Origin of the sequence: Streptomyces sp. NPDC018693 (genome assembly GCF_044391385.1) — a bacterium.
Lineage (GTDB): Bacteria > Actinomycetota > Actinomycetes > Streptomycetales > Streptomycetaceae > Streptomyces.
In genome coordinates, this window is record NZ_JBIRZZ010000010.1 from 81,072 (window position 1) to 105,779 (window position 24,708).

General features: G+C 70.7%; 21 protein-coding genes. All 21 read right to left on the reverse strand.

Features of this window, described 5'->3' with window-relative positions:
• Nucleotide 1: 1 nt before the first annotated feature.
• Nucleotides 2-583: a hypothetical protein gene (locus tag ACH5AC_RS24960; RefSeq protein WP_398864344.1), complete on the reverse strand. Its 582-nt coding sequence runs from the start codon at nucleotides 581-583 to the stop codon at nucleotides 2-4.
• Between the two features lie 218 nt (nucleotides 584-801).
• The gene (locus tag ACH5AC_RS24965) at nucleotides 802-957 is read right to left on the reverse strand and encodes a hypothetical protein (protein WP_398864345.1); all 156 of its coding nucleotides are present in this window, start codon (nucleotides 955-957) and stop codon (nucleotides 802-804) included.
• Nucleotides 958-969: 12 nt separating this feature from the next.
• Nucleotides 970-2,655 carry a hypothetical protein gene (locus ACH5AC_RS24970; RefSeq protein WP_398864346.1) on the reverse strand — a complete coding sequence of 562 codons (1,686 nt, stop codon included), beginning with the start codon at nucleotides 2,653-2,655 and terminating at the stop codon, nucleotides 970-972.
• A gap of 26 nt (nucleotides 2,656-2,681) precedes the next feature.
• On the reverse strand, nucleotides 2,682-2,975 hold the full coding sequence (locus ACH5AC_RS24975) for a hypothetical protein (protein WP_398864348.1): 294 nt from the start codon (nucleotides 2,973-2,975) through the stop codon (nucleotides 2,682-2,684).
• A gap of 13 nt (nucleotides 2,976-2,988) precedes the next feature.
• Complete coding sequence (locus tag ACH5AC_RS24980) at nucleotides 2,989-4,197, reverse strand: hypothetical protein (protein ID WP_398864349.1); 1,209 nt, start codon at nucleotides 4,195-4,197, stop codon at nucleotides 2,989-2,991.
• A 223-nt stretch (nucleotides 4,198-4,420) separates the two neighbouring features.
• A complete protein-coding gene (locus ACH5AC_RS24985; protein WP_398864350.1) occupies nucleotides 4,421-4,726 on the reverse strand; it encodes a hypothetical protein in 306 nt (101 codons plus the stop codon).
• Nucleotides 4,723-5,193, reverse strand: coding sequence for a hypothetical protein (locus ACH5AC_RS24990; protein ID WP_398864352.1), 471 nt, complete (start codon nucleotides 5,191-5,193; stop codon nucleotides 4,723-4,725). Before ACH5AC_RS24990 ends, ACH5AC_RS24985 begins: the two co-directional genes overlap by 4 nt.
• Nucleotides 5,193-6,131, reverse strand: a complete 939-nt coding sequence (locus ACH5AC_RS24995; RefSeq protein ID WP_398864353.1) for a hypothetical protein — start codon at nucleotides 6,129-6,131, stop codon at nucleotides 5,193-5,195. Before ACH5AC_RS24995 ends, ACH5AC_RS24990 begins: the two co-directional genes overlap by 1 nt.
• A gap of 2 nt (nucleotides 6,132-6,133) precedes the next feature.
• Nucleotides 6,134-6,616 (reverse strand): hypothetical protein, encoded by a 483-nt coding sequence (locus ACH5AC_RS25000; protein ID WP_398864355.1) that lies wholly within the window; start codon nucleotides 6,614-6,616, stop codon nucleotides 6,134-6,136.
• Between the two features lie 19 nt (nucleotides 6,617-6,635).
• The gene (locus tag ACH5AC_RS25005) at nucleotides 6,636-7,091 is read right to left on the reverse strand and encodes a hypothetical protein (RefSeq protein WP_398864356.1); all 456 of its coding nucleotides are present in this window, start codon (nucleotides 7,089-7,091) and stop codon (nucleotides 6,636-6,638) included.
• Nucleotides 7,091-12,532, reverse strand: coding sequence for a hypothetical protein (locus ACH5AC_RS25010; RefSeq protein ID WP_398864357.1), 5,442 nt, complete (start codon nucleotides 12,530-12,532; stop codon nucleotides 7,091-7,093). Before ACH5AC_RS25010 ends, ACH5AC_RS25005 begins: the two co-directional genes overlap by 1 nt.
• On the reverse strand, nucleotides 12,529-16,506 hold the full coding sequence (locus tag ACH5AC_RS25015; protein WP_398864359.1) for a hypothetical protein: 3,978 nt from the start codon (nucleotides 16,504-16,506) through the stop codon (nucleotides 12,529-12,531). The genes ACH5AC_RS25010 and ACH5AC_RS25015 overlap by 4 nt, the downstream gene beginning before the upstream one ends.
• A gap of 3 nt (nucleotides 16,507-16,509) precedes the next feature.
• Complete coding sequence (locus tag ACH5AC_RS25020; RefSeq protein WP_398864361.1) at nucleotides 16,510-17,037, reverse strand: C2H2-type zinc finger protein; 528 nt, start codon at nucleotides 17,035-17,037, stop codon at nucleotides 16,510-16,512.
• An 8-nt stretch (nucleotides 17,038-17,045) separates the two neighbouring features.
• Nucleotides 17,046-17,873 (reverse strand): cupin, encoded by an 828-nt coding sequence (locus ACH5AC_RS25025; protein WP_398864362.1) that lies wholly within the window; start codon nucleotides 17,871-17,873, stop codon nucleotides 17,046-17,048.
• Nucleotides 17,874-17,959: 86 nt separating this feature from the next.
• On the reverse strand, nucleotides 17,960-19,582 hold the full coding sequence (locus ACH5AC_RS25030) for a major capsid protein (protein ID WP_398864364.1): 1,623 nt from the start codon (nucleotides 19,580-19,582) through the stop codon (nucleotides 17,960-17,962).
• Nucleotides 19,583-19,747: 165 nt separating this feature from the next.
• Nucleotides 19,748-19,924 carry a hypothetical protein gene (locus ACH5AC_RS25035; protein WP_398864365.1) on the reverse strand — a complete coding sequence of 59 codons (177 nt, stop codon included), beginning with the start codon at nucleotides 19,922-19,924 and terminating at the stop codon, nucleotides 19,748-19,750.
• Nucleotide 19,925: 1 nt separating this feature from the next.
• On the reverse strand, nucleotides 19,926-23,729 hold the full coding sequence (locus ACH5AC_RS25040) for a phage minor head protein (RefSeq protein WP_398864367.1): 3,804 nt from the start codon (nucleotides 23,727-23,729) through the stop codon (nucleotides 19,926-19,928).
• Nucleotides 23,719-23,970, reverse strand: coding sequence for a hypothetical protein (locus ACH5AC_RS25045; protein WP_398864368.1), 252 nt, complete (start codon nucleotides 23,968-23,970; stop codon nucleotides 23,719-23,721). The genes ACH5AC_RS25040 and ACH5AC_RS25045 overlap by 11 nt, the downstream gene beginning before the upstream one ends.
• A complete protein-coding gene (locus tag ACH5AC_RS25050; RefSeq protein WP_398864369.1) occupies nucleotides 23,954-24,163 on the reverse strand; it encodes a hypothetical protein in 210 nt (69 codons plus the stop codon). Before ACH5AC_RS25050 ends, ACH5AC_RS25045 begins: the two co-directional genes overlap by 17 nt.
• Nucleotides 24,156-24,506, reverse strand: a complete 351-nt coding sequence (locus ACH5AC_RS25055; RefSeq protein ID WP_398864370.1) for a hypothetical protein — start codon at nucleotides 24,504-24,506, stop codon at nucleotides 24,156-24,158. The genes ACH5AC_RS25050 and ACH5AC_RS25055 overlap by 8 nt, the downstream gene beginning before the upstream one ends.
• Nucleotides 24,499-24,696: a hypothetical protein gene (locus ACH5AC_RS25060; RefSeq protein WP_398864371.1), complete on the reverse strand. Its 198-nt coding sequence runs from the start codon at nucleotides 24,694-24,696 to the stop codon at nucleotides 24,499-24,501. Before ACH5AC_RS25060 ends, ACH5AC_RS25055 begins: the two co-directional genes overlap by 8 nt.
• Between the last annotated feature and the right edge of the window lie 12 nt (nucleotides 24,697-24,708).

Consider the following 24,708-nt stretch of genomic DNA (forward strand, 5'->3'; position numbering starts at 1 on the left):
GTCAGGACGCCAGGCAGAGGCCGCCCGTGACCGGGACGTAGTCGCAGACCGGCTCGGGCGGCGGCACGGAGGTGAGGAAGTAGCGCCTGTGGCAGTTCGCTCCGACTGGAGTGAGCATCGGGCCTGCTGTTCCCGCCGCGTCGACCGGCATGACGTCGTACGGGCCGGTCCCCCAGCCGCCGCCGGCCCGGGTCGCGCCGGTGAGCTGGAGCGTGACCGCCTCGCTGCCGATCTCCAGGTCACCGAGGAGCCCGTTGGTGACCCAGGGCAGCAAGTAGTAGAGCCAGGCCCCACCCGTGCCCTCGGCCTCGCAGACGTCTTCGCCCAAGGCTTCCGCCCAGAATTCGAGGGCAAATCCGGTGCGGCACTGCACGGAGCAGTCGTCGTAGCCGATGGGCTGTCCGTCGAACCCGAAGACCACCGGGTTGCCGGTGGTGATCTCGATGAACTCCGGCGACACCGAGAAGAAGTTGATCTCGACGTCATAGCCGTTGAACGTTGGACAACCGCGCTTGAAGCCGCACTGCCGCCCATTTGCGGCGCGGTAGTTGACGTCGTCACCCTCGTCGACGTTGGGGTTCATGGCGATGCTCGCCAGACAGTCAAAGGTGAACCCATTGTCCTCACCACAGACCGGGCGACCACAGGCGTCGAGCCTGGTCACCCGGACCGTGTCCAGGTTCGAGATGAGCGGACATGGCATGGGCGTCAATACCTCCCGGTCGATCAGGAGGCCCGGCCCAAAACCAGCGGCGCTACCCCCACAGCATAGCTAGGGGGCAGTGCCGCAACGCTGCTCACTTACTGCTGCTGCGGCGGGGCGATGATGACGGCGCCGGAAGCCTCGTTGAATTCCGCCTCGGACACCTCGCGGTAGCCGTCCGGAATGACCGCGAATACATCCGCGTCACCACTGACCGACATCCAGCCGCCGTTGTCGTTCACGAAGTACCTCACGCTGCGCCTCTCCTATCGGGTCATCGCGATCAGGTGGGTGTCGGTGATCCACTGGTTCACCGTGACGGTGCCGTTTGTGACGCGGATCGCCGGCCAGACCCGCACCGCTTGGCCGGTGTGCGGGGGCAGCACGGCCGCCTGCGATACCTCGAAGGACACCCGCTCGTGGCCGGCCGCCGCCGGGTTCTGCAGCCAGCTGTGCCCGATCCGTACCGCGAGGGCGCCCCCGTCGATCTGGACCGCATACCCGAGGTCGAAGACCGCGTTCGCGGTGTAGGTCACCTCGACGTGGGCGTTGAACTCGGTGGAGAAGCTGATGCCGCGGCAAGCGCTCAGGCTGTCGGCCGTGTAGGTCCCCTCGGACCAGGCGTTGGGGTCGAGCAGGACGAAGCCGCCGGTGCCCGTGAAGCTGGGCGAGGTGACCGGGTGGTTCTGCTGGAAGGTGACGGCCGCGCTGGTGTGCTCGGGTGGGGTCCACAGCGCGCCCGAGTCCGGGTCGCACTTCAGTGTCGAGTTCGCGGCCGGGTCACAGTCCCAGTCGTCCGTCCACGGCTGCGATCCGGCGATGGGGAACGCGGCGAGCGGCGTTGCGGCCGTGCCGTCTCCCTGAAGGCCACAGCCGACCTCCAGCGGCGCGTCGGGCGGCACGAACAGGCCGCCGTCCGTACCGAAGGCGACCTGGTTGCCCGCATCCGTAGACAGCCGCGCCTCGACCTCGCCCGTGCCCGCCGTGTAGGCCGCGCCGTCGCCGGCCGTGATGCAACCGCGAACGTCCGCGCACTCCACGAACAGCCCGTCCGGGCCCTCCTGCAGCAGGTTGCTGCCGCCGCCGGGCGGCGCGGGGTCGAGGATCACCGCGGCGGCCACCTGGTACGGGTCACCGGCCGCGCCCGTGCCCGTGATCGTGACGTCCACGGTCGGGGTGTCGGCCTCTTGCAGGGCGGTCGCCGAGGGCGGGGTGTAGATCCCGCCATCGCTGCCGATCACCGTGGTGTTCCCGGCATCCGCCGAGATGTCCGCAGCGATGACGCCCGTCGCCGGGTCATAGTCGATGCCGTCCCCGGCCGACAGGCAGCCGCGCACGTCCGCGCACTCCACGAACAACCCGTCCGGCCCCGCCTGGAGGAGGTTGCTGCCGCCGCCGGGCGGGGTCGGGTCGACGATGACGGCCGCGCTCACCTGGTACGGGTCGCCGACCGTGCCGGTGCCGTCCACGGCGACGTCCACGGTCGGGGTATCGACGGCCTCGAGTGCCGTCGCAGCCGACGGCGTGTAGATCCCGCCGTCGACGCCGATGACCGTCTGGTTCCCGGCGTCACCGGAGATGGTCACGGCGACGATGCCGGTTGCCGGGTCGTAGTCGATGCCGTCCCCGCCCGACAGGCAGCCGCGCACGTCCGCGCACTCCACGAACAACCCGTCCGGGCCTTCGTGCAGCAGGTTGCTGCCGCCGCCGGGCGGGGTCGCGTCGAGGATGACGGCCGCGCTCACCTCGTACGGGTCGGCCGCGGTCCCGGTGCCGCCCACGGTGACGTCCACGCTGGGCGTGTCGACGGCCTCGATGGCGGTGGGCTCCGACGTGCCGCCGTTGCTGCTGATGACGTACGGGGCGCCGGGCGAGCCGTTGCCGTCGACGGTGACGCCGGGGCCCGCGGTGACGCGGCAGGTGCAGCGCGTCGCGCCGCAGCAGTTAGCCATGAGGATGCTCCGTCTCGTGAGGGCGGTCAGCCGCCGTCGGGGCCGCTGTAGCCGGACAGGCGGCGCGCGGTCGCCTCGGGGATGCCGGCCGCCCGCAGCGCCTCGTAGTCGGCTTGCTGGTTCGCCTCTGCCTCCTGCACGAGCTGCTGTCCGTACTCCTCGTGCTGCGCCTGGACGTCGGCGAGGGCGTCGGCGTACTCGGCTTCAGTGAGCGCCGTGGCCCCTTCGGGGAGGGCGGGTGGCTCCGCCTGCTCGCCGGTCACCATCCGGGATGCCAGGACCCCGTCGGCTGTGCGGTAGTGCAGCGTTGCGTCGGCCATGGGTTGGCCCTCCTTACAGGACGAAGATGAAGGCCCGCACGAAGCTCTGGACCCGGTTGTAAGTGGCGCCGCCCGAGCCGCGCCCCATGCGGATGCTCAGGACGAAGTTGATCGAGCCGCCGGGCGGGATCATGGCCACGGGGGTGGCCGTGGGAGAGACGACCTTCGTGCCCTGGATATGGGTGTCGAGGATCGGGCTGGAACCGCTGTTTCGCAGGTAGCTCATCTCGTCTGTGGAGATGCCGAGCGCGGCCCCGGCCCCGGGCGGCAGGTTGAAGTCCGCGTCGACCTCGCCCTCGACCATCGCGAAGGCGGGACGGCAGGCGTCCGGGTTGGTGATCGTGAGGGTGTGGGTGGCGACCTCGGTGTCCTCCGCTGCGGGTACCGGCAGATCGGCAGGGTTGAGCACCTGCTGGTCGGATAGGTAGCTTGCCTGGCCGCGCGGCTCGGCTCGGAGCTGCCCGGTGCTGTCGCAGTAGACGCCGCCGGCGTTGGCGTCGACATCGCACGGGTACGGCCAGGCGACGACCGCGGCGGCGAGGGGCGTCGCCAAGGAGCCGTCGCCGGTGAGGCCGCACGCGGTCTCCACGGCCGCTGTTCCCCCGGCCGGGGCGTACAGGCCGCCATCGGCGCCGAATGTCACCGCGTTGCCCGCATCGGCCGACGGCCGGGCGGCGATCTCGCCCGTGGCCGGGTCGTAGGCGATGCCGTCGCCAGCCGACAGGCAGCCGCGTACGTCGGCGCACTCCACGAACAGCCCGTCCGGGCTTTCGTGGAGGAGGTTGGTACCGCCGCCGGGCGGGGCCGGGTCGAGGGTGACGTCGGTCGTGACGATGTACGGGTCGCCGGCCGCGCCGGTGCCGGTGACCGTCGTGCTCGCAGTCGGGGTGTCCCCGCCCTGGACGTCGGTCGGTGTACCAGCCCCGCCCCCGGCCGAGTACAGGCCGCCGTCGCTGCCGAAGGCGACCGTGTTGCCCGCGTCGGCCGACGGCCGCGCGGCGATCTCGCCCGTGGCCGGGTCGTAGGCGATGCCGTCCCCAGCCGACAGGCAGCCGCGTACGTCGGCGCACTCCACGAACAGCCCGTCCGGCCCCTCGTGGAGCAGATTCGTTCCGCCGCCGGGCGGGGCAGCGTCGAGGATGACGTCCGCCGCGATGTCGTACGGATCCCCGGCGGTTCCGGTGCCAGTGAGGGTGAGGTCGACGGTTGCCGAGTCGGTCACGCCGAGCGCCGTAGGCGTGGCAGCGTCGGCGCTGACCACATACGGACTTGCGGACGAGCCGTCGCCGTCGACAGTGACGCCAGGCCCGGCGGTGACAGTGCAGGTGCAGCGCTTCGCGCCACAGCAGTTGGCCATGAGGGGGCTCCTCGAACAAGAGAGGGGAGGAGTCGCCCGGCCCACAACCAGCGGCGTCACGTTTGAGTCTAGGTCTGTCGGGCCGCCGCTACGGGGCGACGGCATGCGCGTGCACGGTCACCCCGGAGGCGGGCGTACCGGCAGCGAGGACGCCGATGCCGAGGATCGTGACTCCGGCCGAGGCGAGCACGTTGACCGTGGTCGCGGTCGCACTGTTCGCGCTGATGCGGACGGAGCGGAAGCCGTCCGCGGCCTGGAGGGCAACGGTGACGACCGGCGGCGCGGTGAACGCTCCGACCGGCCAGTTGAACGTCACGTTTCCCGCGCCGTCGGTCACGCCGGTCGCCCGTTCGATGCGGGGTGCCGGTGCCTGGTAGTCGCCGCGGGTGCTCACCCGATGCGCTCCCACCTGAGCGTGGTGCGTCCGTTGGCGTCGGACTGGACGCGTGCGGCGGACGGGTTGGGACCGCTGTAGTGCTTCACGATCTGGAGGCGGACCAGGCGCGAGCCGGGGATCGTGTACGGGACGAGGATCGGCGCGTGCTGGTTCTCCGCCTGGTTGACCACTGGCGTAGCGGTCGAGACGCTCAAGGCGATCTGCTGGACCAGTACCTCGCTGTCGGGGACGAGGGCGCCCGCGGTGACGTCCCACAGTCGGGCGCCGATCCAACAGTTGGTGCCGTCGGTGGCGTTCAGCACGCCACGGACGTTGGCGTCGAGGTGGTAGGTGCCGGCGACCGGGAGCGTGACCTGTAGGCCGGTGTTCACCCACACTCCGGTGCCGGTGGCGGTGAGGTCGACCATGGCGGGGAGTTCGAGGAACCCCCGCTCGCTGATGCGGATGCTGCTGGAGGTGCCCATCAGTCGGCGTCCGTGTAGGTGTGCTCGGTCCAGTGGACGAGGAAGTCGGCGCCCGCGCTCGTGCCGGTGAACAACAGGCTGCCGTCGAGGGCGAGATCGTAGGAGTCGCCATCGACGCCCCAGGTAAGCGTCACCCCGGCCGGGACAACCACGTCGTCGTCGTAGGTGGTCGGCGGCGTGGTGCTCGTCGCCCCGGAACCTGCCGCCCGCACCCGGACAGCCCCCGCGAGGACGGTGAGCGTCATGGACTGGACGACAGAGCCGAGGGTGTTGAGGTTCGTGGAACTGACCGCTCCTGTGTACCGCTTGATACGTGGCCGTACCCGCGAGGTGGGCACGGGCTGCGCGCCGGGCGTGACTTGGACCGAGCACTCGACGATACGGTCCGGGTCCGGTGCTGCGACAGGATTCCCGGCGACGTCGAGCCACCGTTGCGTCGTCTGGCCCTCGCAGTCGACCTCTGTGATCCGCCGAAAGAACTGGTCCGGTACGGCGGTCTGGGCCGGGGTGAAAGTGAGCGTCTGGCCGGTATCGACGTCCACCGCCGTCAGGACGCCGTACTCCGTGCCCGTGGGCGGGAGCGCCCGGGACCGGACGTGTACGGCGCAGGTCTGCGAGAAGGCCACCGTCCAGCCGCCCGCGAACGGGTCCCAGGTGTTGAGGGTGGCCGCGAGGTCCGCGAGGAACGGCTGACCGCACTCGTTCCACCCGTCGTTGAACGGGTCCGCGACCACGTTGACGCCGTTGATGATCCACGAGTCCACGCGCACGTTCGGCCGGTCACAGATGCCGGCCGTGCCGCCGTTGACCGCCGAGACGCCGCACGGCGTGGCCGCCGAGTTGTCGTAGGTGACGTACCGGTACCCGGGGATCTTCCAGCACTCGGAGGCGATCGTGGCCGGGCAGTCCAGGGAGATCCCGGCATTCGTACCGCTCACGCCTACACCTCACGCGTGGACAGGACAGCGAAGTCGCTTCCAGCGACCCCGGTGAATACGAACGCGTCTTGCAGGCGCTCCCCGTTCTTCCCTCCCTGGTCGACGGACCAGGTGCCGGAGCTGCCCGCCGGGAAGGCAACCGCCGGGCCGCCGCCGATGGCCACGGTGGGCGATCCGGAGAACACGATCAGGGTCACGGACCGGGCGCCGGCCGGGATCGTGACGGTGCCCGCACCGGTCTGCCGCTGCGCCGTGCTGTCGATCTCCGGGTTCGGGGTGGCGCCGCACCGTACGACGGTGCCCGTCGGCGCGTACGGCGTGGTGCCGTCGAGGGCGGTGTCCGAGACGGACGGAGCTCCGGTGCCGCTGGTGGTGTAGTGCCGCAGGAACGGCGTGCTCGTGCCGTCCGCCTGGACGTCGCACAGGATCTCGTACTCGGCGTCGGCTGCCGCCGCTGCCGAGACGCTGCCGCTGGTTCCGGACATGAGGATGCTCCTCCGTTGATCAGTCGCTCACCTTGTGGAAGCGGAAGTTGTTGGCCCACAGGACCCGCTGGGAGCTGGTCCCGGAGTCGGTGCGCCAAGACGCCTCCACCCGGATCGTGCTGGAGCCAGCCACCTGGTACAGCGCACCCGCCGAGGCGTTGGCCTGGATGCCGTTCACGCCCGTGGCGTCCTGGTCGGTGAACAGGATCACCCGCCGCGTGGTCTGCGGGACGGCGGCACCGGCCGTGACGTCGAAGATCTGCGCGTCGATGATCGCGTTGGTGACGCTGGCTCCCCACGCGATGGACCCCTGCACGTCCGCCACGACCTCGTAGGTACCGGCCTCCGGCAGCACCAGCTGGGCCCCGGTGACAGGCACCCACGTGTTCGCGGGACTGCCGTCGAGGCCCACGACTCCGCTCGCCTGCCCGCTCGGGAACCTGGGCCGGGCGAGCGTTGCGTTCGTACCTGCCATCAGCCGGCCGCCGTCCCCTTGTAGGTCCAGTTCAGGAGGTAGTCGGCGTTGCCCTGCTGCTGGAACAGCGCCTTGTCCAAGGACGAGTCGTCGGCGTCTCCCACCGACCACGTCATGGTCAAGCCCGCCGGAATCGGCACGCCGGAGGCGCCTGTGTTCGACATGCCGGTGGCGACCAACCCGGACAGGACGGTGAGCGTCACCGACTGCAACCCGGGATAGGTGCCCTTGAGGTCCACCAGGCTCCCGTCGTTGGTGTACCGGGCGATGCCGGTCATGACCGGCTGGTCCGCGACCGTGGCGGTGGTCCCCGCGCACGCATGGACAGTGCCGGCCGGGTTGTACGCGGCGCCGAGGAGGTCGGTGTCCAGGACGCTCATGGTCCCGTCGGGGAAGTACGAGACGTGCCGCAGGAAAGACCCGTTGTCGTCGCACAGCACGACCGGTGCGGACGTGACCGCCCCGCACGGGATGACGGACCACCCTTCGGGGAGCGACGCCTGCTCGGCGCCGTCCTCGTCGAGGTAGTAGACCGATCCGTCACAGCACACCATGCGCGTCCAGGAGCGCTGCTCGGGGCGGGCGATGGTGTACGTCGCGATCATGTGGGCGATGACGCCGGCGGCGCCGCCTACCGTCTCGTGGACGCGCATGTAGAGCGTGTTGACGCCGGGCTGCGCGCCGGGGATCTGGCCGGGCCCGAAGGTGTACGGGACGCCGAGGCCGTTGTTCGGCGGGTCCGTCGGGTTGAACCCGCCGTCGGGGATCGCCTGCCAGGGGCCGCTGTTCAGCCGGAACCCGGTGGTGTACTGGTCGGCGTTGAGGACCGTGACCTGAATCTGGATGGAGTCCGGATCGGCGCCCGCTGGCAGGGTGAACTGTGCTCGGCCGATCCAGTCGGCGTTGCCCGGGACGGCCGGGCCCTCACCGGGGCGCGGCGGCGTCGACTGCGCGACACCCGAGTCCGGGTGAGGCGTGATCCATCCGGCGGGCCGGTTCGTGTCGGTGTCGGTGATCGTCCAACGTGTCGTCGGGTACGAACTCGGCCGGTACATGTCGTACCAACTCGCGTTGACCGCCGGGCCGAAGTTCGGGTCGTTCAGCGGCAGCCCGTTGGTGTCCGGGGTCCACTTCCACACCGGGTCAACGGTGCCGTCGTAGACCTGGCCCTCGTTGCTGATGAACTCGATCCGCTGCTGCGGGTCCTGCTGGATGCAGACCTGCTCGGGCTGGCAGCAGTCGTTACCGCCTGAGCAGTCCCCCACGAGCCCCTGCGGCACGTACGGGGTGGTGCCGTCGAGCGTCGTATCGGTGACGGAAAGGACCTTGCCGGTCTCGTCACGGCAGATGACGCGGAGGAACGTCTGCGCGTCGGCCGGGGACGCCTGAAGGTTGTCGAACAGGATGCCCGAGCCGGTGGGACCGGCGTTGGTGACCGTTGCGGGAACCGCAGCCGTGGTGACCGGCACGTACACCTGAGTGCTGTTCGCCGTCTGGTCATTGGCGGTCTGGTCGCCGCCCCAGTCGGCGGACGCGTTGGCGGCGAGAATGCGGGTCGCCGGGTCGTACGTGTGGTTCGTGCCGAGCCGCTCGATCACCGCCCCAACAGGCAGCGTGTACGCGGCGTTCGGCCTGAGCGACGCCACGAACCGAAGCTGAGCGGGCTTCGACGGGGAGAACGTCACACGAGCACCGGCGGTCGAGGCGAGCATGCTGATGCCGTTGGTGTCCGGGTAGACGTTCCCAGCCAGGATGCCGCCGCTCGCCGAGGTGGCCGTGACCGCAATGCCGTTGTCGAGTGTGGCGGTACGCGACGACGAGTTAGGACCGGGCCCCCACAGGGAGCTTTCCCCGGCGCCGACCATCGCCCACCGGTCGGTACCAGGGGTGAAATCGCACAGGGTGAGGGTCTCGCAATGGCGGGTGTCGGGCGCACAGGTGTGAGCCTCGCCCGCCACGGTGACCGGCGTGGTGCCGTCGAACTTGGTGTCCGTGACGCTCGTGACCGTGCCGTCGCAGTTGCGGCACATCGTCCGCAGGAACGACACCGTCTCCAGAAGCGACACGTTGTCGAGCGCGACGTCCGTGCTGGCCGTGTTCACGGTCTTGTCGGTGAACCGCAGGGTGAGCGTGCCGTCCGTGGCGCGGACGTCGACGGGGCCGACCACCCCGGCGGCTGGCCAGGCCGTCGACCCGGCCGGCAGGGTCACCGTCTGCGAGTACAGCACCGTCCCGCCAGCCGACAGCACCTCGACGAGCAGTGCCGCGGCGTTCGCGCTGCCGCGAGTGCCGACCCGAGCAGAGAAGGTGTACGTCTTGCCCGCCGTGGCGGTGACGGTCTGCGAGGCGACACCGTCCGGCGTGGCCTCGCTCTGCGAGTACACCAGGAATCCGGCGCCGCCGCTCGCGTCAGGGTCGGTGCCGTCGTAGGCGACGTTCCCGGTCAGTGTCCAGCCGGACGTGCCGCCCCCGAACTTGCCGTTGACGACCCGCTCAACCGGGCCGCAGAGCTGCTGCGTCTCGCAGCCGCCGCACGTCTGCGGCTGGCACTGCTTCGGGTTGCCTACGAGCGTGTACGGCGTCTGCCCGTCGAGGGTGGTGTCCGTGACGCTCGTGACCGTGCCGTCGCAGTCCCGGCAGATCGTCCGGAGGAACTGGCCGGGCGGGACGACCTCGAACGCGCCGAAGGCCCAGTTCCCGAACTGGCCGCAACTGGCGATCCGGATGCCCAGGAACTGGAGCGTGAGCGAGGTGACCGGGTCGACGGTCCGGAACCTCGCGGACGTCGCCTTGCGCGGGGCGGTCAGGTTGGTGCAGGTCTGGTCCGCCGTGCCGTCCACGGTCAGGATTCGGGTCGCCGCGTCGTAGGTGAAGCCGGTCGGCAGCGCCACGGGCTCGACCCCGGCCGGGAGTTGCACCTGGTTGTTCGTCGGGAAGGCCGTGCCCGCGTACTGGATGTACACGCTGAACTCGACGTCAACCGGCCGGTTGAACGTCCACGTCTGCGGGCCGATATTCGGGTTCGGGAACGCGTAGGTCGAGTTCCACCACGCCCCGTCGGCGTTGGTCAGTCGAGACGGGACCGCCGAAGTGATCTTGCTCGCCCAGGTGATGCCGTTGGACAGCGTGCCGGACGACACGCCCTGTCCCGTGATCGTGGCCGGGTCGTCCGCGCCCTCGTCGCACAGCAGGACCGTCTCGCAGTGCTGGCATGCGTCCACCTCGGGCGGAGTGCAGGCGACGCACTCACCTACCGCGCCGACCGGCGTGTACGGCGTGACCCCGTCCGTCTCGTAGTCGGTGGTGGAGACGATCGCCCCGGAGCAGTCCCGGCAGATGGTACGGCGGAAGGTGTTGCCGCACCCGGCCGCGGGCGTTACCGGCGTGATGCACAGTTCGAAGGCGCTGGCCGTCCACTGCTTGTAGGCGCCGTTGCTGCGGGTCTCCAGGTCCAGGGTGAGGACGATTCGTCCGGCGAGGACGTCCGACCACGGCACGGTGGCCGTCGCCGTGAACGACCAGGTGGACCCGGTCGGCCGGTTGGAGTCGGTGGTCTGCGCGAGCTGGGGCACGGCGCCGTTTGCCTCGCCGCCGTCCCGGAGGATCCGCCACCGGCCGTCCGTGAGGATGCCGCCGCCGGGGCCGTCGTTGTGCGCCTGGCCGGACGCCGTGATGGTGACCTGGTCGTCCGGGCCGATGCACTCCGGGCAGAAGTCGGCGGCCGTGACGACACCGGCGATGCCGTAGTGGACGCCGTCGTTCCCGCCGTCCGGGTCGGCGGCGACGTTCGGAAAGACGGTGCTGCCGCCGCTCCAGAATGCGGAGCCTCCGCCCGGTACGTCCTTACGCAGGGCGATCACGCCCGGGGCGGCGGTGTCAGCGGCCGTCAGGTAGCGCGGCGACCAGTCGGCATCGGCGGCTGAGGCCGGGGCGCAGTTGGCGGTGGAGTCGCACAGGGTGACCGTCTCGCAGTTGAGGCACGGCGGCGCGCAGACGCCCACGGTGCCGGCCGGCGTGTAGGCGGTGCCGTCGAGGAGGTAGTCACTGTGCCCGCTGATCGTGCCGTTCTCGTCCCGGCGGAAGTCCCGCAGGAACTGCGTCACCGTGCCATCGGCGGCGGTGTCGCACAGCACCACGGCGTCCTGCTCGGGCTGCTCCACGCCGGCCGGGCAGGTGGTGACGGTGCCGGTGGGCGTGTAGGTGTCGCCGGTGACCGCGTCGACCAGGCGCACGGAGGCGATGGCGCCGGTGTCGTCGTAGGTGTACTCGATGAGGACCAGGCCGAGGACGTCGCCGGTGGCGGGGTCGATGTCGCAGAACGTGCCGGATACCTGGATGGAGCGGCTGTCGCCGCAGGCGACGGTCCCGGCCGGGGGTGCTCCCGCGCTGTAGGCGCCCGTCGTGAGGTTCAGCCAGCCCTCGGAGGTGACGGTGCCCGCACAGTCCCGGATCACGGTGACCGCGATCGGTGTCCCGTCCGCCAGGCACAGGCCGACCGTGGCGGTCGGCTCAGTCGGAGAGGCGCAGTCCTGTTGCTGCGGGCACGGAACGACCACTGCCTGAGTCAGGTCTACTTCGTCGCCGGTGACCTGGTCGCGCCATGTCATCTCGCCGGTCGTGCAGTCGCGGAGCCCAAACGCCGTCCGGATCTCACCGGCCCCGGTGACGACACCGGTCGCGGTCACGTTGCAGAACCGCTCGTCGTTGCCTGCCGCCGGGTCAGCGAAGCCCTGGGTGCCGAACTTCATCGTCACTGGCGACGAGAACGACAGCTTGAAATGCTCGGTGCCGCCCATCCGCAGGTACTGGGACCCGGTGGTGATCGCCGACGCGGTGAAGACGTCCAGCGTGACCGTGACCCCGTTGAAGACGGCGGTGCCCGTATACGGGGCCGGAATGCCCGCGTTGGGAACCGATGGGATCGGCGGGCTGAACGTGCTCCAGTCAATGAACCCGCCAAGCTCCGGAGCGGATACCTCAACGTTCGACGCGGTACCGGTGTTCGACGTGTAGACGCCCTCCCACGCGGTGATCGGGTCGTTGTACTGGATGAACGGCAGGTCGCCGTCCAGGGCGTCGAGCCCGACCAGGCAGCCGGGATGGTTCGGGTCGGCGTCGTTGAACTTGTGCAGTGTGAACGACGGGTACTGAGTGGTCGGCTCCTGATAGCAGAGCGCCCCGATGAACTGGTCGCAGTCTCCATCCGTGGCAGCGCAGTCCGTCAGCGTGCCCTGCACCGTGTAGTCGGCGCCCGTGGCCGGGTCGACCGTACGCGTGGCGACGCGGGCGCCACTGCTGGTGTCGTAGACCGGCTCGACCAGGACCAGGCCGGCGACCGTGCCGTCCGCGAGGACGTCGCACAGGAGCAGCGTTTCGACGTCGACGCGTGGCACGGCCGGGGCGCTGGTGATGATGGGCTGTCCGCATCCGCATCCGCTCACAGCTGGACTCCTGTGGTGTAGGTGATCGTGACGGTGCCGGTGTCCGCGGCGATGACGAGCGGGCCGGTGAGGCGGGCGTCGGTATCCCTGCCGACGCTCCATGTGGCGGCTTCGCCCGGATGCAGGGTGGAGGCGCCTTCGGCGGTGGTGATGAGGCCGGTCCCGCCGTGGGCGACGGCCGTGACGGACTGGAGGGTTGGCCAGGCGTCCGCTGACCAGGAGGCGCCGGACGCGAGTTCCGTCCGGTGGGCCTGGACCCCGAATGCCGGTTCGGCCCCGAGGTCTTCGCCTGCGTCGCAGTCCATCGGCGCGACCGGCGTGTACGGGGCGGAGTAGTCCGGCAGGTACGTGCCGACGCTGGAGAGGGTGCCGGTGCAGTCGACGGCCAGCAGCTCGACGTACCCGACCTCGGGCACGCCGTCGCCGTCGGCGTCGTCACACCGGCACGCTTCGATGACGTTCTGTACGTCGCATGGGGTGATCGCCCCAGTTGTCGCGCCGTCAGCTGTGCACTGGCCAACCTCGCCCTGCACGACATACGGCGTGGCGCCGTCCAGGCCCAGGTCCTGGGTCGAGGTGAGGCCGCCGTCGCAGTCGAAGGTGAAGCGCCGCAGGAACGGCGTGCGCGTGATCGTCAGCGCCGCTGTCCGCACCTCCAGGGGCATGAGGAAGAGGTCACGGTCGTTGACCGGGCCGCCGGTCGTCTGGTCGGTGAACCGGATCGTGACCGCGCCGGTAGCGGGGGCGATGAACGCCACGGGCGGCAGGTCTTCGGTCAGCACGCCGCCTGGGAACACGTTGGACCCGTTGGAGACGTTGCGAGTCCTGCTGGCGAGCACCGTGGTGCCGTCCAGGATCTCCAGGAGATAGATCGCGTTGTTGTTGGCCGGGTCGGGGTTGCCCGCGCCGATCCACGCGGACGAGAACCGGAACTCGTACATCACGGTCGGGAGCAGCCCGCCGACGATGAGCTCCGCTACGCCATTGGCCTCTTGGTTGGCCTGGGCGAACCACAGGGTTGTGCCGTCGTTGGCGGCCACCACGTTCCCGGTCAGGGCGAAGTCCCTCGCCGGGGTCGGAATGGGGGCCTGCGGGTCGTACGTCAGGTCACAGAGCTGCTCGACCTCGGTGTCCCCGCACGGCTCCTGGGGCGGGCAGCACTCGCCGCCGGCCGCCGCGCACTGTCCGACCTCTCCGCTGGGCGTGTACGGCTCGCCGTCGAGCGTGGTGTCCTCGACCGCGACGACGGTGCCTGTGTCGCAGTCGACGGTGACCGTGCGGAGGAACTGCGTGTCGCATTCGTCCTGGTCGTACGTGGCCGCTGCGGTGAATGCGGAGAGCTGCCAGCCAGTGCTACGCGCCCCCGGGCAGGTGCCTCCGCTGTCGTCGTAGGCGTCCAGCGCGAGCGCGAAGGCGATGTTGCCCGCGGCGAGGTCGGCGGCCGGTACGTCGGTTTCGACGGTGAGCGTGCCGAAGTAGCCGGCCGGGGTGTTGGCTGGCAGGGCAGTCAGGGCGATCTGCGTCGTCCCGTTGAAGATGCGCAGGTGCCCGGTGGGCCCGCAGCCGTCGTCCGGGCCTGTCTGCTGCACGTTGAGGGTGACGGCGACGTGGGCGGTGCCCGTATCGCAGTCCGGGCGCGGCGCCTGGATGATGGCGGCCAGGCTGTTGACGCGGCCGGTCGTGCCCGGCTGCGGAGAGACCCCCGGCGGTAGGTCCAACGTGCTGCCGTCCCACAGGGCTTGGGCGCCTTCAACCGGGTCGGCGACCGGGAACGGGTAGTAGGGCGTCGGGTCGGTGTCGGTGACCGTCGGATCGGGTGTGCCGCCGGTGGGCAGGTCGCACAGCAGGAGCGAGCTGGAGTTCCGGCATGGCTCGGACGGGGGCGAGGTGCTGGCCGGGATGCACTGCCCCGGCTCGCCGGTGACCGTGTACGGGGCGCCGTCCAGGGTGGTGTCCGTGACGGCGGTGACCTGCCCCGTCTCACAGTCGACCGTCAGGCTGCGGATGAACTGGGGGTCGCATCCGGTCTGGTCGTACACGACGTCGGCGGTGAACTCGTCGACGGTCCAGCCGCCGATGCGGGCGCCGTCAGGGTTGCTGCCGCCTGGGCAGGAGGCCGGGGAGCGGTGGTAGGTCTCCAGCAGGCCGAAGAGGGCGACGTCGCCGGCGGCGAGGTCGGCGGCCGGTACCTGCGCGGAGAGCGTGAGGGTCTGCACGGTGCCCACCGGCACGCTCGACGGGCTCACGCCCTGGATGGCCAGGGACGTGCCGCCTGCCAGGAGTTGGAAGCGGCCTGTGCCGCCGCAGCCGTCATCGGGGCCGGTCCGCTGGACACGGATCGACGCGGTGACCGTCGCCAGGCCGGTGTCGCATCCCGGCCGGGGGGCCTGGACGAGCGCGGCGAAGGAGCGCACCCGCTGCGGGAAGCCGTCCGGGGCGGTCGTGGTGTCCGGCGGGATGCTGAGGATGCCACCCGCCCACAGGGTTGCTGCTCCCCCGGCGACGGGCGATGTCCCGGCGATGTCGTGGTACGGGGTGGGGTCGGTGTCCGTGATCGTCGGGTCTGGGTCGCCGTCCTCGGGCAGGTCGCACAGGAGCACGCTGGTGGTGTTGCTGCAGGGCGGGGTGCACTGTCCGACGGTGCCGGTGATGGCGTACGGCGTGGCTCCGTCGAGGGCGGTGTCTGCCGAGTCGATGACCGTGCCGTCGCAGTCGTACGTCAGGCGCCGTAGGAACGGCGTCGCGGTGCCGTCGAGCGCCGTGTCGCACAGCGTCAGCAGCTCGGTCTGCCCGCAGGGTTCGGCCTCCGCAGTGCAGGTGTCGACGGTGCCGGTCACCACGTACGGGGTGCCGTCGAGGCCGTAGTCCGTGTGCCCGTTGATCTGCCCGGTGGCCGGGTCGCGCCGGTAGTCCCGCAGAAACGGCACGGCGGTGCCGTCGGCCTGGACGTCGCACAGGACGGTCAGGTCGAGGTCGGCGGCCGGCTCGCTCCCGGCCGGGCAGTACCGCAGCTCGCCTTGCAGGGTGTAGGTCGTGCCTGTGCCCGGGTCGACGAGGCGCACCGAGGCGAGGGAGCCGTCCGGGTTGTACTCGTACTCGACGAGGACCAGGCCGAGGACCTCGTCCGTAGCGGGGTCGACGTCGCACAGCAGCCCGGCGAGGTCGAACGCGCGGGAGTCGCCGCACGCCATGGCGCCGGCCGGTGGGGCGCCCGCGCTGAACGTGCCGGTGGTGAGGTTGACCCAGCCGTTCTGGGTGACGGTGTCGGTGTCGCAGTCGCGGGTGATGACGACCGCAATCGGTGTGCCGTCGGCCAGGCAGAGGCCGACGGTGGCCGCGGGGGTGGTCTGCTCGGCGCAGGAGGCGCCGGGGGTGCTATTGCCGCTATCGCAGACGCCGACGGTGCCGGTGACGACGTGTGGGGTCGTGCCGTCGAGCGCGACGTCCACGTATGTCGCGGTTCCGTCGAGCCAGGTGTACCGGCGCAGGAAGGGCCCGCTGTCGTCGCATAGCGTCACCGTCTCCGACTCGGGGCAGCCGTAGGTGCAGTCGACCGGCGCGACCGGCGTGTAGGGCACCGACGGGTCGTCCTGGTAGGTGAGGACGAGTTCAGCTGAGCCGTCGGCGTGGATGCACCACAGCTCGCTGTACGTCGCGTCGGGGGCGCCGTCGCCGTCGGTGTCGTCGCAGCGCTGGCGGCACAGCGTGTCCAGGCAGCCCGGCGCCTCGCAGGGGCCTGCGTCGGCCGGGGCCGTGCCCGGCGTGAACACTCCGGTCAGTGGGTCGATCCAGCCGATAGCAACCGGGGCCTGGGCGGTGGCGCCACACGTGGTGCATGGAGAGCGGACGACGAGGAGGACAGTCGAGCCGTCCGCGCGGCACATCGGGGTGGTGGCGATGGACGGCGAGCAGTTGCACGCGCCGGGCGTGCCACCGCCACCGTCCGGCAGGCAGGGAACAGGCTCGACCGGCATGGGTCAGTCCTCCGGATGGGCCTGGCGGCGGTGGCTGTTGAGGGCTCGGTCGCTCTTGAAGGGGCGGTCGCATTCGGCGCAGTACGGGCCGGACTGCTCGGCGGTTCGGTCGCTTGAGTCGCTGCCCTCGCCGTCGGCGGGTGCGTCTTCGAGCGGCGCGAAGTCCGGTTCCGGCAGCGGCTCGGCGTCGGGCGGATACGCCTCGTCGGGGACGGGTGGCAGCGGTTGGCCGGGGATCCCCTCCCTCTCCGGCAGCGCTGCGCCCGTGAACGTCTCGGGGGTGGCGACGCCGAGGAGTTCGCCCGGTGGGGGTGTGCCGTTGGCTTCGTCCTCCAGGGGCGACACGAACCGGTGGCCGTCTACTGTGGCGCCGATCAGCAGTGGTTCGGGTACCTCGGTGAACAGCTTGGCGGGTACGGCGAAGGTGGTCGTGGAGACGGTGCGCACCTTGGGGGTCTGGGCGACCGCCCACATAGCGAAGTCGCGGCGCAGGGCGGGGGTGGGCCGGACGTGGATCAGCTCGGGGGGCATGGCGGTCCTCACGGGCAGGTCGTGACGAGCACCGCGCATACGGTGCAGGTCGTCGCGGGAACGTAGGTGCGCTCGGCCAGGACGCGCCTGTCGTTGACGCGCATGTCGATGGAGGCGCCGGCGCGGTCGGGGATGACGTCGATGGGGCCTCGGCGGACGACGACCGGCCCGGAGATGTAGAGCCAGGCGGTGCCGGGGGGTGCCGGGGTGCCGTCCGGGCCGGTGTTCGCGGCGCTGTACCCGGAGCCGACGATCACGCAGTTCCCGGCGAGCGTGGATAGGCGATTGCCGTCGACGTAGGCGATGTTGCAGCAGCCGAGGAGGGCGGCGGCGCCGGTCGGCACGTGGAGGGTGCCGACGCCGCCGTACGACTCGGCGAGGCAGCCTTCCAGTGCGGCGACGCCCTGGGCGATCGAGACCGGCCCTGCGTCGGGGGTGAGGTCGATAGCGCGCGGGGCGAGGGTGTACCGCCAGAACGCGGACTCGACGGCCTGCTGCTCCCCCAGTTTCAGGGACGCGCGGACGTGTTCGATGGCCTCTCGGTACGACCAGCCGATGGTGGAGCACTGCACGCCGGCGTAGATAGTGACCGGGTCGGCCTCTTCGTGGATCGGTGGGAAGAACTCCTTCTGGCCCGGCAGGGATCCGGGGGACTCTTCGCCCGGTGACTCCTCGTCGGGGCACCAGTCCGTGTCGCGGACCGGGGAGCAGCCGAGTGCCATCCATTCGACGCCGAGCAGTTCGTGTTCGTCGGTGACGTCGATGACGTCGGTACAGCCGCCGAGGATGCCGTACGGGAGAGGTCGGCCCGGGATGGCCTCTACGCGGCGCCTCATGCCTGCGGGTGGCACCTGCCCACCTCCTCATAGTGGTCGCGCCGAGCCCGCCGGGGCGGGTCTCGGCGCTGGGTGTGGGCGGTGGGTCAGGCGATGGGGCAGGTGATGCCGAGCTGCTCGCCGGTGCGGCCGTCGGGGCAGACCGGCACGGTGACGATGCGGGACTCCGGGCCACGATCGATCAGCGCCACGCACTCTTCGGAGAAGGCCGCGGTGTAGTCGTTCGTCGCGAACTTTGTGGAGTCGTGGATGACCCCCAGCGAGATCTCGCCGCCGCGCCCGATCTGGAAGGCGCCCGCCGGGTGGATCAGGAAGGGGATGGTCTGGGGCCAGTCCACGGCCGGGGTCGGGCCGCCGATCTCGGCGGGGACGTTCGGGGCGAGGCCGCGCGCCCACTGGACACGGACTCCGAGCGTCGCGAAGGCGTTGATGATGCAGGCGGGGTCGATCTCGTCGCAGCCGACGCCGTTGCGGCGGGCGATGTCCGCGAGGAACATCGCGCGGGCCCACCAGGGGAAGACGACCTCGATGTTGATCGAGTCGCACAGGCTGTGCCGCTCAACCATGTCGGCGGCCTGCAAAGCGACCGCCGCGAAGATCGCGGAGAAGGCGCCGAACGTCGGGGCGATCGCGACCGGAGTGGAGGCGGCGACGGCCTGCTCGAACAGCACCTGCCGGACGCGCAGTTCGTGCGCGACCATCGTGTTCCTCTGGTACCACGCGACGAGTTCCGGGAAGTGCCTCTGGGTCAGGATTCCGGCCTGGAGGCAGACGCCGACCGCGTCACAGCGGACCTCTTCCGGCTCCGGGCAGGGAATGACGAAGCAGGGCTTGACCGCGCCGCTGATGTCGTCCGCCTCGGTGTGGACGAACGTCATCGACCCGACGTCCAGGGACGGGATCTTGAAGAACCGCAGGCCACCGCGGGCGAGCTGGATCTCCGGCGCGTCCCACAGCATTTCCGGGCATGCGATGTCGGTGAGCGTGTAGACGGTCTCGGACGGGGCGCACCAGCCGCCGCTGGCGACGATGTTGCCCTGCGGGAGGCGGGACTGGTCGGCGGCGAGGATGACCGCGCGGGTGCCCTCCGTGCCCGACGAGCTGTCGTTGACGATGAGGCTGTTGTCGAACGGCAGCCGGTACGAGGCGCACAGGCCGACGCCACCGCCCGCCGTCTTGAGCGCGTTGGCGCGGCGGATGATGCCCTCGGTGACGCCTTCCATGTCGAGGGGCTGGCCCGGCTGGTAGCCGGGGACGTCGACCGATGCGGTGATCTCCGGGCGCGGGTTCGGGTCCGGGGGCAGCACGCGCGGCTGGTGCACGCGGACCCGGGACAGGTCGAGGGCGCGCTGCTTGACGACCGTGGAGGCCGTGACCGGCTTGGGGTCGGGCTCGGCAACCGGCTCGGGCTCGGCGACCGGCTCCTCGGGCTCGTCGGAGGCGGTGACCTCTTCGTCGTCGCCGCGCACGGCGGCGGCGAGCTGCTCGATCTCGGCGGCGGCCTTCTCGGCGGCCTCGATCCGCTCGGCCTTCTCCGCGCGGATGTCGTTGACCGCGGTGGCCAGCTTGCGGAGGCTTTCCAGGTCGTCGCTGGTAACGGTGCTGCTGCCCGCCTTGGCGTCGAACGCCTTGACGGCACCGTCGAGAAGGTCGTCCAGCTCTTCGTCGTTGAGGGCGGTGATGTCCTCGGGAAGGGAGAACTCTTCCATGGGGCCGGGCTCCAAAAGATCGATCTTGGAGTCGCTCGGCCCAAAACCAGCAGCGTCGTCTATATGTGTCGATTTCTGCCGATATTAGCTTGCCGCTCCGGTCGGCGGGGCCGATGGTGCGGCGGGCGGCGTACCCGGCCTGCCACGAGGCCGGGTACACGGCGTCTACTTCTTCGGGTCGTACTCGCGGACGGTGCTGCCGGGGTACCGCTTGGCGACGTTGTCGGCGACGGTCTTGTGCTGCGAGGAGAACACGATCTTCTCCTTCGGCTGCTGGGTCTTCGGGTCCGTGACGGTCGTGACGACCTCGAACTTCTTCTTGTTCTGGCAGGCGCACGGCATGTCAGCTGGCTCCGTTCTGTGCGGCGCTCGCGGTGACGTCTTCGAGGGTGAGCGCGAGGGAGGCTTGCAGGGACGCGACTTCAGCTCGCCGGGCGGCCTCGCGTTCGGCTACGCGGTCCAGGAAGCGGTCCACTAGCGCATCGCTGAGGAGGATCTCCTCCACCGCTGCGGCAACAACGTCCGGACGCTGCCCGGATGCACCGTCCGGACGCTGTCCGGGCAGGTCAGGGGCGGTGTCCGCCGAGCTCGCGGATGGCGTCCGGACGCCGTCCGGATCCTGTCCTGACGCGTCCTCCAGGACCGGCATGGGGCCGGCCGCCGAGGCGGCGAGCGCGAGGTTGGACCGCTCGATCACCGCGGCGACGAGCGGCGAGGAGTGTCCGGGTACGGGCACGTCGAGGACGGCCCGCAGCTCCCAGCCGCCGCCCTGGCGCGGGCGCAGGTGGTAGCTGGGCTGGCAGGCCCGGAAGACGGCCTTGTCCCAGTCGGACAGCCACGGAGCCCCGGCACCGGCGAACCACATGCCGCCGGCGTTCATGCCGACGGTGACGATCGCACCGACGGTGCCGCTGTTGTCGAACTGGCAAGCAGCGTTCTCGCATTGGGCGCCGTCGCGGTGGTGGCCCACGTTCATCGTCATAGCGCCGACACGGACCTCGCTGCCGTCATCGAGCTGGAACTTCGCCCGCAGAAAGTGCGAGAGGTCAAGGCCCTCGCGGGCGAGCTTCTCGATGGTCAGCTTCTTGCCCGGGTATCCCGCGTGCGGCACACCGGCCTGGGCCACCCAGCCGTAGACCCGGCCGTTCTTGTAGTGGACGCCGCCCGAGCCGGGCGGCAGTTCCTCCTCGGTCGGCTCCCTGAACCACTCGGCGGGCATCGGCGGCATGTCCTGCATGGCCCGCCACGCGGACGCCTCCAGGTCGGCGAGCAGCGCGGCCTCGATCTCCTCCTCGTCCTCCCACGGCGGGGTGATCGAGTCGTCGTCGAAGGCGTCGGCGAGGCGGGCGTAGAGCTTCTCGACACGGCGCCGCAGGTCATCCATCTCGCTGTCGGGGACGTCGACGCCGCCCATGCCGCCCTGCAGAACGGAGGCGATCGCGTAGACGGCGTTCGCGACGATCTCCAGGCGTGGCCCGTCGTTGCTGTCGAAGACGTCAGCGAACGGCAGCTTGTACGCGGCGGCCGTGGCGGGGTCAGCGTCGGGGTCACGCCACAGGAAGGCGGAGCCGAGCTTGTCCGGGTCGACGTTGTCCTCGTCGTCGGTGGCCCACGCCAGGATGCGGGAACTGGCCTTGTCGCCGTCCCAGTCGGCGTCTCGGTCAGCGTGCACCGGCAGGTCGAGCTTCCCAGACATCGCCGCCGTGACGTCGCCCTCGTGGCCTTCGGGCATGGTGGACGGGCCGCAGAACAGGCCAGGCGCGAGGCGGATGATCCGGCCGTCCTTCACGGCAGCATTGAGGTGCCCGCGAGCCGTACTCATGGCGATACCGATCGCGGTGGAGACGTCCCGAGCGCCGACAGCGGCCGGGGAGGTGCACACATAGGTGATGACCCGCTCGCGGGTCTCCCCCGCCGCGGTGATGGACGGCTGGACGGCCGCCGCAGTCTCGTCGATCGGATCAAGGACGATCTTCGCGTCCTTGAAGGCGGGCATCGCGACCAGCGTTGCGCCGCGCAGCCGGGCGCGGGTGATGCGCAGCAGGAACTCGCCGGACTTCTGCGAGTGGACGACGAGGCCGGTCTCGGGGTCGTCGGCGTCGCCGGCGGCAGCGGTGAGCACGCCGGTCCCGGCGAATGCCTGTGTGAGGGCGGACGCGGCGACGGCGCCGTTGGGGCCGGTGATGAGCTGGAGGTCGTAGCGGGAGCGGGCCAGGGAACTACCGGAGGCGGTCCACTCGGCTGCGGTGGAGGCGGTCAGCATCACGGAGCCGTCTTCCATCCGCATGAGGCTGGCCTGCGGCAGGTGGGCGGACGCGAACAGCCACTCGGCGTCTTCCGGGCTGAGGGTCTTGTCGACGAACTCCACGTCGACGTCGTCCAGGTCGACGCTGATGCCGAGCGGGGCGCCCTCGTCGAGGAGCAGGACGGCGTCCAGGCCGGCCGGCTGGTTGAGGTAGAGCACGCCGGAGGCGGTGATGCGGTTGCCGACCCGCTTGACCTTCTGCATGGCACCGGCGAGGCGGGCGCCCTGGTGGCCCATCAGCATCTCGTCGGCGTGCTGGAGCGCCTTGGGCTGGCGGTCCCACTTCAGGGCGCCCTTCGCGAAGACCCGGCCGTCGCCGGTCTCCTCGTCTTCGTAGGCGATCGCCCACGGTTCGGGGGTTGACCAGCCGCGCACCGTCAGCGGGATGAAGTCCTGGGCTACGTCGGCGGCTGCTTCAACGTCTTCGGTGGGCATGGTCTCCTCCTGCTGGGGGCCGAGGGGGATGTCGGTGTGGTCGCCGGCGAAGGCGAGGCGGACGCGGTCGAAGGTGATCGGCCCCAGCCGCTCGATCATCTGCTCCAGTGGCCATGTGTCGCCGTCGTAGACCGAGCAGACGTGAGGGCTCCACGGGGAGTGCTGCACAGGTAGGTCGGGCCGCTCGTGGGTGTCTTCCAGGGCGCCGGTGATGAGCTGGCGGACTTCTTCCAGGGCCGGGGCGGTGTCGGGGCGGTCGCGGTCGTCGCCGACGGCCCACACCCATGACGGGCTGTCGGACTGGGGGTTCCAGTGGTTCACGCCGAACGCGCGGGCCGTGAGCGGGCCGGGAAGGTTGGCGAGCGCGGCACGGACATTGCCGATCAGCTCGTTGCGCTGGTCCTCGGTCCAAGCCTCGCCGTCGTCGCCGAGGAAGTACATCGTCAGGTGCAGTTCCTCGGCTGCTTCGCCGCCATCGAGGGCGAGGCGGGCCGCGTCGGCCTCGGTGGGCATGAGGGCGATCATTCCGCCCATGAGGTGGCTCCCGTTCGCTGCGGCCGTACGGCCATCGGGCCTTGCTTCTGAAAATCCGGTCGGCGACGCCACCTGAGAATCGAAGGACGATGCTCGGGTTTCGGGGTGCACCTTCAAGATGCAGCGGCAGTTCACGACCTGCGACGCCGGGGCGGTCGGGTCGTGGGGGGCGTCCATCTTGAAGCCGCCCACGGTGAACTGCTCGTCCAGGAGCCGGATCGTGCCGTTGACGTCGGCGTGGTCTTCGCGGACACGGTCATCGCGGCGGGTGATCCACTGCTTCACGATCGGAGCCGGCTGCCCCGTCGCGTCCCGCGCTGCGCCGAGAGTGGCCGTGTTCCAGGCCCGGCCGGCTTCCGTGCGGGCGATGCGCTCCTCGCGGACCTCGCCGAGCTGGGCGCCCTCGCGGTCGAACCGTGCCCGCAGCCGAGCCCTCAGCTGCTCCATGTCTTCACCGGCGTCGACACCCTCGGCCAACTCCTCGCGGGCCGCTTCCGCCAGGCGGTCACCGACTGCGCGCAGCAGGTGCTCCGTGACGGTGACGTACTCGCTCACGGCCGGGGGGAGGTCGCGGCCGTCCTCGTGCCTGCCGGGGAGGTCTTCCCACTCCGGGGGCAGTTCCGCGTCCGCTGCTTGGGCGGTGTGCTCGGCGGCCTGCTCCGACACCCGCAGCAGCCGCCGCACGATGCGCGGCATCCTGCTGGTCCACATGCGGGCGATCCGGGACACCGAGAAGCGAGCCGCGACGATCTCGGTGGCGTCGGCCAGCTCCTGGGCGAACTCGTCGGCGACCTCCCGCAGAACGGCCGAAACCTCCTCGGCTACGTCTTCCTCGGCCTGCTCCAGCAGCGCCAGCAGCTCCTCATCGTCCACAGCTGCTCGCCTCCTCCCCCTCCCGGCTGGGATGCGGCACACGGTCCGGGCTCTGGGTGCCCGCGTCGTCGTGCAGCTGGTTCTCGCGCGTACGCCAGGCGAGGAGTTCCTCCCACAGCTCGCGGCCGGGGCAGCGGGAGCACCAGCCGTGCACGCGGTGTCCGGCCCGGGAGTGACCGGGCGGAGCGACGTGCTGCTTCGGCGGCTCCTGGATCGTCAGCTCGTCAGTCGCTTCGCACACGGTCGGTCTCCTCGTTACTCACGTTGGGGCACCCGGGGACGGGGCCGATGTGGACGGTGGCCGGGCCGGCGGGGATGAGGGAACCGGCCGGGCCGTCGAAGCGGATGCCGGTGACGTCGAGGCGGGTCATCTCGATCACGCGCAGCCCGCCGCAGTCCGGGCACAGGTCGAGGTCATGGCGGCAGTCAGGCACGGGTGGTCTCCTGGGGCTTCTCGCAGGCGAAGCAGAATGCGAACCGGCCGACCTGGTGCACGGCGGCCTTGGTCGTCACGAGGAAGGTCGCGTCGAGGACCGCGTCGTCGCTGCCGCACGTCGGGCAGGCATACGTGCGGGTGCTGACGTCGCCCATCAACGGCATGGAGACGTCGCCCTGGCCGTCCGGGTCGTCGGCGGCCTCGTAGCGTTCCTGCTCGCGGACCTGCCAGGCGGCCAGCTCCTCCGCGACGGTCCGGCCCTGGCACAGCGAGCAGAAGCCGTGCACGCGATGCGACGGGATCGAATGGCCGAGGGGCGCCGCCCGCATGAGGTCAGCCACGGGTGGCCTCCTGGTCGTCGAGGTCGTCGCAGATCTCGCACGCCGTCCAGGTGCCGACCACGGCCACGCCGTCCGGGGTCAGCATCAGGATGTCGCCGGTGAACCGCGTCCAGGCTTTGCAGGCGGGGCACCAGTCCTCGCGGGCCGGGCCGGGGATGACGTGGACGGTCAGGGACGGTGGTTCGGCCACGGTGCTGCTCCC